Origin of the sequence: Paenibacillus sp. P3E, from assembly GCF_001909045.1 — a bacterium.
Lineage (GTDB): Bacteria > Bacillota > Bacilli > Paenibacillales > Paenibacillaceae > Paenibacillus_AQ > Paenibacillus_AQ helianthi.
In genome coordinates this window covers 1-15,251 of the sequence record NZ_LVWH01000206.1, presented here as the reverse complement: position 1 = coordinate 15,251, position 15,251 = coordinate 1, and the positions used below count along the sequence as shown (strand labels likewise).

Below are 15,251 nucleotides of genomic sequence, written 5' to 3'. Positions count from 1 at the left end.
AGCCGTTATTTTGCCGCTGTTATTTACTCTTCCCTGTACTCCCGCGGCGATTTGCCGTACCAGCGTTTGAACTGGCGGCTGAAGTGGGCAATATCGCGGTAACCCAGCAGGCCTGAGATTTGGCTCACGGACAAGCTTGAATCATCAAGGAGCACCTTGGCCTCGTGAAGCATTTGTTCGGACAGAAATTCTCTGGGCGACACCCCGAACACCTGCCGGAATACCCGGTAGCAGTGGGAGGCGCTGATCCCCAGCTCTGCAGCAATATCATCTATGCCGTAATGGCTGTCGTAAGGCAGCTCCAGTTGAAATTGCTGATAGACCAGTCCCTGCAGGCGGCTGCGGATCTGATGGGCAAGCTCCACCTTCTCATAGGTGCCCGAAGCGGGTAAATTGGCCTCGATGGAGAAGGCCTCCCACAGCTGACCGAACAGCTCAAACACCGCAGACTGCAGCCTCATCCGCTGGGACATCGTGATGTCTCCGGAGATGGTACCTGAGATCTCTACCAGCCTGGTGAAGACGGGACCCAGTTTATGGGCGATGGTGCTTCCGGCTTCGAAAAGAACATGGTCAAGCCGGCTTAACAGTGAGATCAGAATCTTGTCGTCGATATCAAAATGAATGCAGAAATAAGTAAAGGGTTTGCCATTGCCGCTTTTGCTGGAGTGGGAATCGCCCGGTCTCAACAAGACCAGATCCCCGGCCTTCTGTGTATAGCTATGATTGTTCACGACAAGCAGCTGTTCTCCTTCGAGTACATAATTAAATTCGTATTGCGGATGCGCATGAACGGGATAAGCCCACTCGCCGCGCACCTTCCGTAGGTGCATGCCGAATAAATTCAGTGTTGTCTTCACATCGGGTATGATCGTTTCGCTGATGCTGTGCCCGAGTACAGGCGGTATGAAGGCTGAAACCATGGAGTCTCCCCTTTCAAAACTATATATTTGAACAAAAGTGTATCTATTAGTATACCAGGCCTCCAGCTTGATTTGGGTAAATATTTGCTTGATTTGACAATGTCCTCACCCCGGAGGGGCATGTTAGGATGAACCTATACAATGAAGCAAGCAGACATGAAACTGAAGATCCAGAAAGGAGTCTTTATGACGAAAACTAATGTATTCAATAATGTTCAGCACTCTCCGATTGGGGCCTTTGCGAGTTTCACTTTGGGGTTCAAGGGGAAGAAGGGGGGACTTGGACTGGAGCTGGGCAAGCCGGCGGACCAGAATGTGTATGTTGGATTCCAGTCCGGAGATGGCGAAACCTATGAAGTCCTGCCCTTTTTCGAGCATGTGGAGGATGCAGGCGCCAGATATGATATCGAAAAGGCCGACGAAACCGCCAAGGAATTGCAGGAGGTGTTCCCTGCTCCGCCGGGAGGAAATGATAAGGATAAACCTAGCGGCTGGTATCAGCCGTCCCCAATTGTTTTGAAAGCGTTTGAAGACCAGGCGATAACCCGATCCTTGCGTTCAGCAACAGACACCTGGAAGGCGGGGGATCTGACTTTTACCGTCTACTCGCCTGTCCGCTCCGTTCCGGATCCGGCCTCCGCTGAGGAGGAGGAGCTGAAAGCTGCCATTCTTCCGGCCGTTTTCGCTGAACTGACACTGGATAATACCCAAGGAACCTTTGCGAGAAAAGGATTCTTCGGTTACGAAGGCAGCGATCCCTACAACTCTATGCGCAGGCTCAGTGACACCAGCGGCGGGGAATTCGAAGGCATCGGACAAGGCCGGCTGACAGCCATTGCCTGTAAGGATGCAGGGGTGCAGACTGCCCTCGGGTTCACCATGGAGAAAATACTTGAAGCCAAGCTGGAGCATAACCTTGCGTTTGGGCTCGGTGGAACCGGTGCGGTTATGATGGAGGTTCCTGCGGGTGAGAAGCGGACGTACCGCTTTGCTATCTGCTTTTATCGGGGCGGGCTGGTTACAACAGGAATAGATGCCAGCTATGCGTATACCCGTTATTTTAGGAATATTGAAGCTGTTGCAGGGTACGCACTGGAGCATTTTGACGAGTTGATCGATTCCTGCGAATCCGGCAATGACTGGATCGATTCTGCCCGGCTTACCGAAGACCAGTCCTTCATGCTCGCGCACGCGATTCACAGCTATTATGGCAGCACCCAGCTGCTGGAAGCAGACGGGAAGCCCATTTGGATCGTGAACGAAGGTGAATACCGGATGATGAACACACTGGATCTGACGGCGGATCAGCTGTTTTTTGAACTGGTTATGAATCCCTGGACGGTCAGAAATGAACTGGAATTGTTCGTGGAGCGCTACAGCTATAAGGATAAGGTTGTATTTCCTGGCGGAACCGAGGAATATCCGGGAGGCATCACCTTTACCCACGATGTCGGCGTAGCCAACGTATTCTCGCGGCCGCAGTATTCTGCTTATGAGATGGCAGGGCTGGATGACTGCTTCTCGTATATGAGCCATGAAGAGCTGGTTAACTGGCTGTGCTCGGCGCTGGTCTATATCGAACAGACTCAGGACCGCGAATTCATCGGCGGTATGCTGCCGACGCTTCGTGCCTGCTTCGAGAGCATGCTGAACCGTGACCATCCCGAGAGTCATTTGCGCAATGGCCTGATGGGTCTGGACAGCAACCGCACACAGGGCGGGGCTGAAATTACTACTTACGACAGTCTGGATACCTCACTGGGTCAATCGCGCAATAATATTTATATGGCAGGCAAGTGCTGGGCGGCTTACGTGGCACTGGAGAAATTTTTCAAGCAAGAGGGATGGGCTGAACTGTCGGCTTCAGCCGGACAGCAGGCGGACAAATGCGCTGCTTCCATAGCTTCCAAGCTGAACAGTGAGGGGTACATTCCAGCCATCATCAATGAGGACAACGAGTCCTGTATTATTCCGGCGATCGAAGGCCTGGTGTTCCCACTGTTCACAGGCTGTGAAGAAGCGCTTGACCGGAATGGCCGATTTGCCGGCTATCTGAATGCGCTGAACACTCACTTGAGCAACGTGCTGGTTCCCGGAGTCTGCCTTTTCGAGGATGGCGGCTGGAAGCTGTCTTCGACCAGCAATAATTCCTGGCTCAGCAAAATCTATCTCTCCCAGTTCATTGCCCGCGAGATCCTGGATGTGCCTTGGGACGCACGCGGCCTTGCAGCAGATGCGGCACATGTCCGCTGGCTGCTCCATCCGGAGCTGTCTTACTGGTGCTGGAGTGATCAGATTCTCTCCGGCCTTATCGGCGGCAGCAAATATTATCCGCGGGGTGTTACGGCCATTCTGTGGCTGCTTGAAGGCACAGGCAACCGGTCGCTGACCAAGATCAAAGAGAAACCCTTTGCATGAGTCATTCCAAGGCTATTCATAATAGAATCGCTGACGGTGGTTATGCTGCATGGTTAAGCTATCCTTCTTTGCCGTCCGGGCGCCTCCAGGATCAATATGTGAAATGGTGCGGGGCAGTACAGGCAACCGATGAGGACGATACGGTTCAGGCTGCCCTCCGGGAATGGCAAAGAGGCATTGAATCTATACTTGGCATACAGGCAGTGAAAGTGAGAGAACAGGCTCCAACGGGTTTATCTGTAGTATTCGGAACCTTCCAGGGCGGGAATCCGCTGATCGGCAGCGTGTTCGGGAAAGAAACGGTCCGGATTGTAGGTCCGGAGGGTTTTGCGATCCGCACCAGCCAAGAACAAGGCTGTATTGCTATTGGATCCGTATCACCGGCAGGTGTACTCTACGGAGTATTTCATCTGCTGCGGCTGATCGGCAACCTGGAGGAAATCGAAGGGCTGGACGAAGTTATTAACCCGGTAAATGGGCTGCGGATGATCAATCATTGGGATAATTTTGACGGAAGCGTGGAGCGGGGATATGCGGGAAGATCCTTTTTTTATGATAACAACCGTTTTACAAACGATGTGGAGCGAATCCGCGATTATGCGCGGCTGATGTCCTCTGCAGGAATCAATGCCATTGCCATCAACAATGTGAATGTCCATGCGCTTGAAACGCTGTTCATCTCCAAGTATCTACCCGAGGTTGTAAGCATTGCCGATCAGTTCAGGGTATATGGCATCAGGCTGTTCCTGAGCGTGAACTTTGCTGGTCCGATGCATGAAGGGGAAGTGGGCACCGCTGATCCGCTGGACCCTGGAGTACGCAAGTGGTGGCAGGACACAGCAGCCGGGGTGTATGCGGCGATTCCCGATTTTGGCGGATTTGTGGTGAAGGCCGATTCCGAAAACCGTCCGGGGCCGTTCACCTATGGCCGGGACCATGCCGATGGTGCCAACATGCTGGCTGAAGCGCTGGAACCGTTCGGCGGAATTGTCATCTGGCGCTGCTTCGTATACAACTGCAAGCAGGACTGGCGTGACCGTAAGACGGACCGGGCCAGAGCAGCCTATGACCATTTCAAACCACTCGACGGCAAGTTTAAAGATAACGTCATTCTGCAGATCAAGAACGGTCCGATGGATTTCCAGGTCAGAGAGCCGGTATCCCCATTGTTTGGGGCACTTGAACGGACAAACCAGGTCATCGAATTTCAGATTGCCCAGGAATATACAGGACAGCAGCGCCATGTCTGTTATCTGGTTCCGCAGTGGAAGGAGGTCCTGGAATTCAACACCTATACCCAAGGAGCGGCGTCTCCGGTGAAGCATATCGTGGACGGATCCCTGTGGGGCAACCGTCACAGCGGGATTGCGGCGGTGTCCAATGTAGGCAATGACCGGAACTGGACCGGTCACCTGCTGGCTCAGGCGAATCTGTATGGATACGGCCGTCTGGCCTGGAATCCGGAGCTGACGGCAGAGGAAATCGCCAGTGAATGGATCTCCCTGACCTTCGGTACAGATCCGGACGTTTCAAGTGTGGTCAGCCGGATATTGCTGGATTCGCTGGAAATCTATGAATCCTATACAGCACCGCTTGGCGTAGGCTGGATGATTAATCCCGAACATCATTACGGGCCGAATGTGGACGGCTATGAATATTCGCAGTGGGGCACCTATCATTATGCGGACCACCAAGGGATCGGAGTAGACCGCACCGTGAAGACCGGAACGGGCTACAGCGCCCAATATAAAGGCCTGAATAGCGAACGTTATGATTCTCTGGAGATATGCCCGGACGAATTGCTGCTGTTCTTCCACCATGTTCCGTATACCCATGTGCTGCATTCCGGCAAAACCGTGATTCAGCATATCTACGATACCCACTTCGAAGGGGCGGAACGTGCGGCACAGCTGCTGGCTTCCTGGAGCAGCCTGAAGGGAACTGTCCGGGAGGATTTGTACTCGCAAGTGGAGGAACGTCTGAAGGGACAGGTCAATCATGCCAAGGAATGGCGTGACCAGATCAATACGTATTTCTATCGCAAGAGCGGTATTGAGGATACCGGCAAACGCACTATTTACTGAGAAGGGAGCAGGGACATGAATACTGATACTCGGGCCACAGTAGACGGTAAGCGCCCATTGATGAAGGTGTAACTTAACTTGAAAGAGATTCGACATCGTATAGAATCAGTATCAGTACCTTCATAGACCCGCTTGCTTCCACCCATTATTTTCAGGTCTAACTTATACAGGAGGGCATATGACACTTACCTTCGGACACATCATCGATCACTTAACCAAAGGAATCACCAGGCTTGAACAGACCGTAGACAAGCTGGAGCCGGGAGACCCGGAGACTGGCGTGCAGGGAATCGTTACGGCCTTTTCCGCCTCCCAGTCTGTCATTGAACAGGCAATTGCGCTGGGAGCGAACCTGATCATCACGCACGAAGGCGTATTTTACAGCCACCAGCCTCACGCAGACGAACTGGAGCAGGACCCTGTCTATCAACAAAAGGCCGAGCTTATCGCCTGTTCAAACCTTGGGATTTACCGGTTTCATGATTACCTGCACCGATATACACCGGACGGGATCGTGGAAGGGCTTATCCGGGAGCTGGGCTGGCAGGCATATGTTACCGAGCACCGGCCGTCTGTATCTATTTTGACCATCCCGGTTATGAAGGCTGAAGAAGTTGCGGAATATTTGAAAAAGCAGCTGCAAATCCCTTATGTGCGTGTTGCAGGCAATCTGTCTGTTTCATGTGTGAAAGTAGGTATTCTGGTCGGCTATCGAGGGGGCGGCTCCTCGGCCATCCCATTATTTGATCAAGAATCTCTGGATTTGATCATCGCCGGGGAAGGACCGGAATGGGAGACGCCGGAGTATATAAGAGACGCTGCCCGTCAGGGGCGGGACAAGGCACTGATTATGCTGGGTCACGCGGAGAGCGAGGCGCCCGGCATGAAATATCTGGCAGAGCAGCTGTCAGCAGAGTTTCCGGATGTGCCGGTACATTTCGTGAAAGATCAGCCGGTATTCCGTATAGTGTAATTGTTAAAAAAGGGTGTTATGGCAGAGTATTGAAAGGCTGGCTGATGTCATTCTCTTAAACCATGCACAGGAGGAACTTTATCCATGAGCATCAAAAGAAAACTGAACGGAGGCTGGCATTTCACCAAGCAGCCGCTCGGTTCAGAGCTTGCTAACGTGCTTGCGGACGCGGACTGGATGCCGGTAACGCTGCCTCACGATTGGCTGATTTACAACACGCATGCGCTTTATGAAGACGGTGAGGGCTGGTACCGAACCACCCTCAGCTTGGCCGAAGTGCCTGCTCATCAGCTGTGGTCCCTGCGATTTGAAGGCGTATACATGAATTCTACCCTGTACGTCAACGGACATGTGGCTGGTAAATGGAAGTATGGATATTCTACCTTCGAATTCGATATTACTCCTTACCTGTCCGGTGGAGACAATACGATTGTTATGCGTGTGATTCATGAATCTCCGAATTCACGCTGGTACTCGGGTGCCGGAATTTACCGCTCAGTGTGGCTTAAAATAACCCCAAAGACGCATATTGCACCGGATGGTATATATATTGCAGCCCGGCGGACGGATAGCGGGTCCTGGACCGTGGATGTGGACTGTGAACTGCAGGTAGAGGAAGGACGGGGTACGACTGGACTGAAACTCCGTCATACGGTTATGGATGCATGTGGAACAGTGATCAGGCAGGAGGAATCTGCCGTTCCTGCCCAGGAGAGAGATCAGAAGGTACATGCCCTCAGCCGCCTGACTATCGAACAGCCCTTGCTCTGGGATATTGGAAGTCCCCACCTCTATACCCTCCGTACGGAGCTGTTGGATCAGGACGGGATCATGGAAGTGGAAGAACAGGCTTTTGGATTCCGTACGGTGGAACTAGATAGTCAAAAGGGATTTTTCTTGAACGGACGATACGTTAAAATATACGGCGTGTGCCAGCATCATGATCTTGGCTGCCTGGGGGCAGCCGTGAATAAGACGGCTCTGCGGCGGCAGTTCGTGCTACTGCAGGAGATGGGCGTGAACGCCATCCGGACAGCACATAATATGCCTGCCGTGGAACTGATGGAACTGGCAGACGAGATGGGTGTGCTTATCGTCTCGGAAGCTTTTGACATGTGGGAGCGAAGCAAGACTCCTTATGACTATGCCCGGTTCTTCCCGGAGTGGTGGAAGAAGGATATCGCCAGCTGGGTGCGCCGGGACCGCAACCATCCGAGTCTGATCATGTGGAGCATCGGCAATGAAATCTACGATACCCACGCCGATGACCGCGGCCAGGAGCTGACATGGATGCTGCAGGATGAAGTGCTGGCCCATGATCCCCGGGGTAATGCCTTCGTTACGATTGGTTCGAATTACATGCCGTGGGACAACGCGCAAAAGTGCGCCGATATCGTCAAGGTGGCGGGTTACAACTACGGCGAGAAATATTATGACCAGCAGCATAAAGAGCATCCAGACTGGTTCATCTATGGAAGTGAGACCTGCTCTACCGTCCAAAGCCGGGGTGTCTATCATTTTCCGCTGGCCCAGCCGGTACTGGCAGATGACGATCTACAGTGCTCCTCCTTAGGCAACAGCTCCACCAGCTGGGGGGCCAAAAGCACAGAGGCCTGTATTACCTCAGACCGGGACGCGGCGTATTCCCTTGGACAATTTCTGTGGACCGGCTTTGACTATATAGGCGAGCCTACACCCTACTTCACTAAGAATTCTTACTTCGGCCAATTGGACACGGCGGGCTTTCCAAAGGACTCTTACTACATCTATAAGGCAGAATGGACCGATTACAGAACGGACCCGATGATTCATATCTTCCCTTACTGGGATTTCTCGGAGGGACAACTCATTGATGTACGGGTGTGCTCCAACGCTCCGCGGATTGAATTGTTCTTCAATGACGTATCCAGGGGCACCTATGATATTGACCATGTTCACGGCCACAAGCTGCTGGGAGAATGGCGGCTGCCTTATTCAGAGGGGGTGCTCCGTGCTGTTGCCTATGATGAACAGGGAAATGTAATTGCCTCGGAGCAAATTTCATCCTTCGGCGATGCAGCTTCTTTGGTGCTTACACCGGATAAGCATGAATTGTCGGCAGACGGCCAGGATCTGATCTTCGTAACTATCACGGCAAGCGATATGCAAGGCCTCCAGGTAGAGAATGCCAACAACCGGGTTCACCTGAGCCTTGAAGGACCAGGACGGCTAATCGGACTAGATAATGGTGACAGCACCGATTACGATCCCTACAAAGGTACGAACCGCAGGATGTTCAGCGGCAAGCTGCTCGCTGTAATTGCCGGTACACTGGAGCCCGGCACAATCACTCTGCGGGCGACTTCACCGGAGATAGCTCCCGCAGAACTTATACTGCATTCAGGTGCTCCGGCACGAGGCACTTCAGGTGACGGTGAACTGTTCCTGTATGCGGACTGCCCTTTGGAAGGCAAGGGGGAATCTGCGGAGGTGGAGAGCAAGAAGGCTGCGGAAATTCCTGTGCGCAAGCTGGAAATTATCTGCCCTGAGGGCAATACTCTAACGCCGGAGCATTCCGCGCTCCCGGTGCGCGTGAAGCTCCATCCGGAGAATGCCACCTTCCAGGAGGTGGAGTGGCGGATTACGAATGCTGCAGGAATCGATGCGAATATCGCTTCGATTGAGGTGAAGGGGCATGAAGCCGTCATTACCGGTCTGGGGGATGGCGAAGTGTACATCCGTTGCGGGACAACGAATGGTGCTGACGGTATCCGGCTGTACAGCTTGGTGGAATTCAAGCTTGAAGGACTGGGGCAGGCCTGCCTGGACCCTTATGAATTTGTCTCCTCCGGCTATCACAGCATCGCCAGTACGAACCTGACCAACGGGAATGAACTGGGGGTTGCCACCGCGCGGGAAGGGGAGAGCCGGATCTGTTTCGAACGGATTGATTTCGGCGACTATGGAGCGGATGAAATCATCTTGCCTATCTTCTCCCTGGACGGTGGCGAGTACCCGATTGAAATATGGGAAGGCCTTCCCGGAGAGCCGGGTGCGAATCGGCTGTCCACGGTAATCTACCAAAAGCCTTCCCGCTGGAATGTATACCAGGAGGAAACCTACAAGCTGCCGAAACGTCTGACAGGAATCACCTCACTCTCTTTCGTCCTGCGGCAGAAGATCCACCTGAAAGGCTTCCAGTTTGTCCAGAAGCGTAAAGCTTATGAGCACCTGAGCGCGCTTGAGAACAGCCGGATTTACGGTGATACCTTCACCGTAACAGAGTCCGCCATTGAAGCCATCGGCAACAATGTGTCCCTCATTTATGAGGGGATGGACTTTGGTGTAAAGGGAAGCTCGCGGATTGTCATTTGCGGACGTTCCCCTCTGGAGAACAGCACGCTTCACCTGCTGTTCAGCGGTCCAGGTGGCGATTCCAAGCAGCTTGTGGAATTTGCCGGCAGCAGCAGCTACACAGAGCGCGAATTTGTTCTGGAACCGGTCAGCGGCCCACGGACCGTCACCCTCCTGTTCCTTCCAGGCAGCCAGTTCGACCTGAAGTGGTTTCGATTTTTGCCGGCTGGGCAGCTATCTCCTTAAAGGGGATGGCTGCCTTTTTTGCGCTGATTAGGGGATTAGGTAATCGCAATAGGTGTTTGCCGGAAGTGAATCTAAGGACAAGAAAGCCTCACGGTTGAAGGTGTGATTGATAATCTGCTGATATTAATTCGGATAAATCCTACAGATCATGACTGGTTGGATAAACTCCCCAGTTGCATAAATGGTGTTTTCGATGAAACTTGACCTGCGAAATATAAGTATGGGACAAATGTGGAAATACTTAAACCCCCACAAGAGTATAAAAAGTATACAAAATAAGGAGAATGGTATGAACATGTTCGAAAAGATAAGCTTCTATCCCGGTAAAGTAATATATGAAGATTTTCATATCGATATTAACAAACCACTTGATTTTGAAGATGATGGATTAAAGGAAGATATGTTTAAAGTACAATACCCTGACAATTTGATCTTAGATATTGGATGGTATGATGGAATTAACAAATTTATTATTTATATTATTAAAGATTTTGATTGGGATAATCCAATTCAAAAAACTGAATGTGATTTAGTAGACCTTTATTATAAGACTGAAACCTGTGCAATTTTAATTAGAGACCTGTTATCAAAGAAATAATCATTTTAAGGAACTTGCGTCGAAGAATTACTACTACCTGTATAATGGTCATGGTGATGTGTTCCAGATGGTCGATACCAGTGGAGCGATAGTGAAGTTTGACCGAATGGATTGACACGTTAAATCAGACATGGGAAGTCGCTTGAAAATTGCAACTCAGAATGATACTTCATATGAACTGCACTCTAACACTCCAATTCCAGAAGATATAAAAGATTGGTTAACAACGAAGGAAATTAAATTTACTGAGTGGTAATTAAGAAGGAGGAGAACTTATGTCAATATCAGCTTCGATAAATATTTATTTAAGCGAGCGTAGTGGTACAAATTTATCAATAAATGATTTATTTCAGAACTTTGAAAACGAAGGTTGGAATTACATCAACAGTAATGGCGAGGTTACTATACTACCTTTGGGTGATGATGATGATTTCGAATGGACATCTACTATTCTCCATAGAGATGTCCTCTTTGATATTTTGAAAAAAAAGAGAGAACAGGAAGAAATCATTGGAATCGAGCTATTTCGGGTAGATTCTGAAGTCGGATGTGAGTTGCTAATATTTAACACAAACCAAATGATGTTTAGTTTATCCATAGCAAGAAAGAAAATTAAAGTAAAAGATGCTATCGACATTACTGATTTTAGTTGGTATCTGGATAGCATTTTGCCAGTTTTTAAAAATTTACAAGTAGAACAAATAAGATGTGAACAATTGCTATAATGCACTGATGGAAAACAATTCATCCCACCAGGTGGTAAAGTGAATCGCTTGGTAATGAGGCAGAACCAGAATGGATTGTGTTATGGTTGATAAATTTTATTCGTTGGGCATCCTGTATTATCAGATATTTGGAGGTGATTCTCTTGGAGTACAGAAAACTTACCATTGATGAAATTTGCAGACTTGAAGGATTTCACGAAAAAATAGTAGTTGAGAAAAGCGTACCATTATCAGGATGGTTTGCAGGCATAATGGATATTAAGCTTAAAGATTTGTCTGATGGCTCAATTGCAAGATTAGTGAGGCAGAATTTCCACTTGAAATATGTGATTCCTGAGGCGATATTAAGATTGTCTTTGAACCCACTTGCCGGTAAACATTACGAAGGTGAACTTATTAATGCAATGAATTCAGTAAAAAATACATTTTGGGAAAACAACTCTAATGTATGTAATGATATAAAGAAACTATTAATGAAGATTGAAAATAAGGAAATTGACCTTCCAAAAGATTTTAATTGGTATACAGAAAAAGAAGAACAGGAATTTTATAAGGAATTACGAAAAATAATTTCAGTATTAAGTACTAATCTGACTAATTAAATATTTTGTACCACTCCTAGCTAGAGAGAAGCGGATAATTGTTTAAAGCTCCGCTTTATGGGGAGATTGATCATTTGAATGCTGCATGAAAAGGGGTGAGATTTTTTATGATTTATTTGAATGAAAAATCGGGGAGAAAAGACTGGTATTTTGAGGTGGACGATGAAGGTACCACATATAGACAGATTTTATTGGAGGAAGGAAAAGACAGTAAGAGTTCCAATCTGAAGAAATTTGAATTCTTCCTGTCAGAAAAAGAATTACCCTTAAATAATCCGGAATTAAAAAGAATTTCTAAGGAAACATTTGAAAAAGTGTGGAGTATTGTTAATAAAGATCAACTGACAAGATGGCGTGAACAAAAAGAACTACTTACGCTCGGAAGAAAGATAGTCGGCTATATTGAAGTTTTTTATCCTCAGGGAGTTATTGTTAGTATTCCCGATAATGATGCTTTGGGGGTCGCTGACTTTGAAGAATGTGCAGAAAACTCACAAAAACGCAATATGCATAAAGGATTGTTAGTAAACGCTGAAATCATTGGATATGATGAAATTAATTATTGGGTTATCTTGGGGGACCCAAAGGTTCTTGATTGATTGCAGGTGAGGAGTGTGAACACAATAAAGAAACGACTAAAGTATTATAGTGCAACTTATTTGATAGCTGTAATTAGTTCAATGCTTGGTACAGGAATCCCAGAATGGTCAGTATGATAAGCAGCGATTGGACAAGACAGACTAACGGTGGTTCGACACTCACAAGTAATGCGTCTGCCAATGTGCAGTACAGCTACTTGGTGAATAATCAGGTGATATCGATTACGTATCCGGCTCTCACTGACGGCAGTATACTGAATACAGCATATACGTAATCCGAGAGGATGCGCGTTTTGTGCACACTTAACTACAACTCCACTAGATATAAGTAAAAGGAGAATATAAGCATGCCGATTTCAAAATATGAACCAAAATTCCCATCGGTAGAAGTGTTTCTGACAAGATTTTTTGATTTTGAAAGTGATATTCTGATCTTTGAATAAGAGACCCAAATCCCGATCCCAACAATCTCAATGGGTGATATTATAGAAATATTTGAAGATGACTATGTGGTTAAAGAAAGAAAATTTGCATTTAATGAAGATGCTTTTTTTACTATATATCGTATAGAAATGTTGGGGTTTTGAAGCACAACCTTTTCAATCGGGTACCTCTAACTCCTTCAAATACACCAGAGAAATATACGATGCCGAAACTGGATTGTACTATCTCAGTGCACGGTATTATGAGAGTATGGGACGGTTTTTAAATGAGGATACGTATGAGGGACAGATTGGTAATCCGCTGAGTTTAAACCTTTACACATATGTTGGTAATAATTCATTAACACGCTTTGATCCAAGTGGGCAATTGGTTAGATAAGTTGTCTGGATTTTTAAATGGAGGAGTAGACGCAGCTACTTTTGGAGGATGGACTGTAGTTACTAATTATCTAATTGGAGCAAACAATTCAAAGGACTACAAGCAAAGTTATAATAACACTCTTCAGTCTATATCAGACGCAGTAAACGCATTACCTCCAGCAGACGCAATAATGCTTGGTTTTTATTTAAAAGGGGCTATGATGTCAGTTAAGGCATCAACTGTAAGCGGAGTTACTTTTGAAGGAACACTTTATCGTTCTGTAACTAAAGGTGCAAACCCATTAGAAATCCATCAAGGGAAATTGATACTAAGCATAGATACACTGGTAAAGGCACAGGGGGATTGTATTTCAGTACAGGAGAAAAAATAGTCGATACTGAGATAAATACGTAGGCAGTAGCGACGGAAGGAAGAGTAATGCATTCTTTTGATGTTAAAGTACACAACCTATTAGATTTATCCAATCCGGAGATTAGAAAAGTGCTGGGTGTAACGTTGGATGACATTATAAGTAATGACTATACAATTACTTAACAACTTGGTCAGACTGCTAAAAGTATGAACGATAACGGTATAATTGCACCTTCAGCAAGGGCTGATGGTGGATTGAATGTAATTCTATTTGACGCAACATCAATAAAATAACCAGAATTAATTGGAGGGCTAATAGTGGAACTAGACGTTTTTCTGAAAGCTTATAAAGAAGAGAATTGGAAAGATTACTTGGAGTTTTGTAGGGGAGCGAACGTCGATTATAAAACTCAATTGGGTGAAATCACCTTGCCAGAGGATATTGCAGTAGTACTATGTTATAGATTTGGTGAAAACGAAGCTACAAAATGGCTTCATAAACAAGTTCCAGCATTAGGAAATATACAGCCTAAAGAGTTATTAAGTAACGAACGAGGACAGAATATTTTGAGAGCGGTCCTAATGCGTTTGCCAGATTAATCGGCAGCCACATTAAATTCTAACCATTGTGAAGAAGAACGTTGCCACATCCGGGTATAAATCCATGTGGTTTTTCTTTATAAAAAATCAATTGACATTCTAAGCATGGCAATATATAACCAAACTCATAAGACATACTAGGTATGGTAATTGAGATGATCGGATTACAATTTATAGCTGCAGAAGCAATCGGGATTTCTAAGCAAACATTTCAATACTGGATCAAAAAAGATGGAAGATCCCCCTGACTAGGCCCCAAATCCTGGGATAAAGCTTACTTTACGCCATGAAATAAAAATTCTTGATAGCCTGAATAGGTTGAAAACCACATGTCTTTTCTGCCGGATTTAAAATTCTTGAAGAAATGAATGAAAAAGGGCTTATAAAAGAGGGGCCTACAAATTAGAACAACGATCAATGGGTTTGAATCGGAAATTAGAATTTACGTAAAGGATGGGAAACTTATAAATTTTGATATGTTTAAAGGGCAATAGGGGGAGGGAAAATTGAATGGATTTGAAAAAAAATATCTGAAGCAGTTCGGAATTATGAGATAGAGAAGGTTGAGGCAATCATTGAGCAGCAACTCTTAGCGTATCCTAATAACATCGATTTATTATTACGTCTAGCTGTCACTGTACTAACCGTTCCCTTAGTTGATTATCCTAAGAGCCTCGCTTGTATACATCGAATTTATGAACAGGATGAGAAGAATGGGGCAGCAACAATTTTGGAATGCTGTGTTCATTATTATCATTTGGCTGGAATTGATGAGGAGTTAGTTCGTAAGATTAATAATATTAATGCTACTAACACATATGTGAATTCCATAAAAGGGTTAATACTATCATGGCATTTCGCAGTCACGGATAAAGAAAAACAAGTTGAGATGCTAAGACAAGCCATTGCTCTTGATCCAAATAATGTTGAATCATATATACAATTAGGAAGGATTTTTATTGATCAGGGAAATG

Annotated in this window: 13 protein-coding genes and 1 pseudogene; 13 read left to right on the top strand and 1 reads right to left on the bottom strand. The window is 47.0% G+C overall.

Annotated features, from left to right (window positions below; genetic code table 11):
• Positions 1–23 precede the first annotated feature (23 nt).
• Positions 24–923, bottom strand: a complete 900-nt coding sequence (locus A3842_RS25775; protein ID WP_074103214.1) for an AraC family transcriptional regulator — start codon at positions 921–923, stop codon at positions 24–26.
• A 186-nt stretch (positions 924–1,109) separates the two neighbouring features.
• Between A3842_RS25775 and A3842_RS25770 the strand changes: the two genes are divergently transcribed.
• The 13 genes and pseudogenes from A3842_RS25770 to A3842_RS33060 all read left to right on the top strand — a co-directional run.
• Positions 1,110–3,341, top strand: a complete 2,232-nt coding sequence (locus A3842_RS25770; RefSeq protein WP_074103227.1) for a glycoside hydrolase family 52 protein — start codon at positions 1,110–1,112, stop codon at positions 3,339–3,341.
• Positions 3,338–5,425: an alpha-glucuronidase family glycosyl hydrolase gene (locus A3842_RS25765; RefSeq protein WP_074103213.1), complete on the top strand. Its 2,088-nt coding sequence runs from the start codon at positions 3,338–3,340 to the stop codon at positions 5,423–5,425. The genes A3842_RS25770 and A3842_RS25765 overlap by 4 nt, the downstream gene beginning before the upstream one ends.
• A 178-nt stretch (positions 5,426–5,603) precedes the next feature.
• Positions 5,604–6,398 (top strand): Nif3-like dinuclear metal center hexameric protein, encoded by a 795-nt coding sequence (locus A3842_RS25760; protein ID WP_074103212.1) that lies wholly within the window; start codon positions 5,604–5,606, stop codon positions 6,396–6,398.
• A gap of 84 nt (positions 6,399–6,482) precedes the next feature.
• Positions 6,483–9,977, top strand: a complete 3,495-nt coding sequence (locus A3842_RS25755; protein ID WP_074103211.1) for a glycoside hydrolase family 2 TIM barrel-domain containing protein — start codon at positions 6,483–6,485, stop codon at positions 9,975–9,977.
• Between the two features lie 289 nt (positions 9,978–10,266).
• Entirely contained in the window at positions 10,267–10,575 is a 309-nt protein-coding gene (locus tag A3842_RS25750; protein WP_143186377.1) for a hypothetical protein, read from the top strand.
• Positions 10,576–10,850: 275 nt separating this feature from the next.
• Positions 10,851–11,300 (top strand): hypothetical protein, encoded by a 450-nt coding sequence (locus A3842_RS25745; protein ID WP_074103210.1) that lies wholly within the window; start codon positions 10,851–10,853, stop codon positions 11,298–11,300.
• 143 nt (positions 11,301–11,443) lie between these two features.
• Positions 11,444–11,902, top strand: coding sequence for a contact-dependent growth inhibition system immunity protein (locus A3842_RS25740; RefSeq protein WP_074103209.1), 459 nt, complete (start codon positions 11,444–11,446; stop codon positions 11,900–11,902).
• Between the two features lie 107 nt (positions 11,903–12,009).
• The gene (locus A3842_RS25735; RefSeq protein ID WP_074103208.1) at positions 12,010–12,501 is read left to right on the top strand and encodes a hypothetical protein; all 492 of its coding nucleotides are present in this window, start codon (positions 12,010–12,012) and stop codon (positions 12,499–12,501) included.
• Positions 12,502–12,605: 104 nt separating this feature from the next.
• Positions 12,606–12,776 carry a hypothetical protein gene (locus A3842_RS32710; RefSeq protein WP_178382411.1) on the top strand — a complete coding sequence of 57 codons (171 nt, stop codon included), beginning with the start codon at positions 12,606–12,608 and terminating at the stop codon, positions 12,774–12,776.
• 358 nt (positions 12,777–13,134) lie between these two features.
• Positions 13,135–13,323: pseudogene (locus A3842_RS33810) on the top strand (RHS repeat-associated core domain-containing protein); the annotation flags it as partial.
• Positions 13,304–13,696, top strand: coding sequence for a hypothetical protein (locus A3842_RS32205; protein ID WP_143186376.1), 393 nt, complete (start codon positions 13,304–13,306; stop codon positions 13,694–13,696). The pseudogene A3842_RS33810 and the gene A3842_RS32205, both read left to right, overlap by 20 nt.
• Before the next feature lie 299 nt (positions 13,697–13,995).
• Positions 13,996–14,277, top strand: coding sequence for an MbcA/ParS/Xre antitoxin family protein (locus tag A3842_RS25725; protein ID WP_074103207.1), 282 nt, complete (start codon positions 13,996–13,998; stop codon positions 14,275–14,277).
• A 757-nt stretch (positions 14,278–15,034) separates the two neighbouring features.
• The coding region (locus A3842_RS33060; protein WP_218618699.1) for a tetratricopeptide repeat protein at positions 15,035–15,251 on the top strand (217 nt) is incomplete at its 3' end.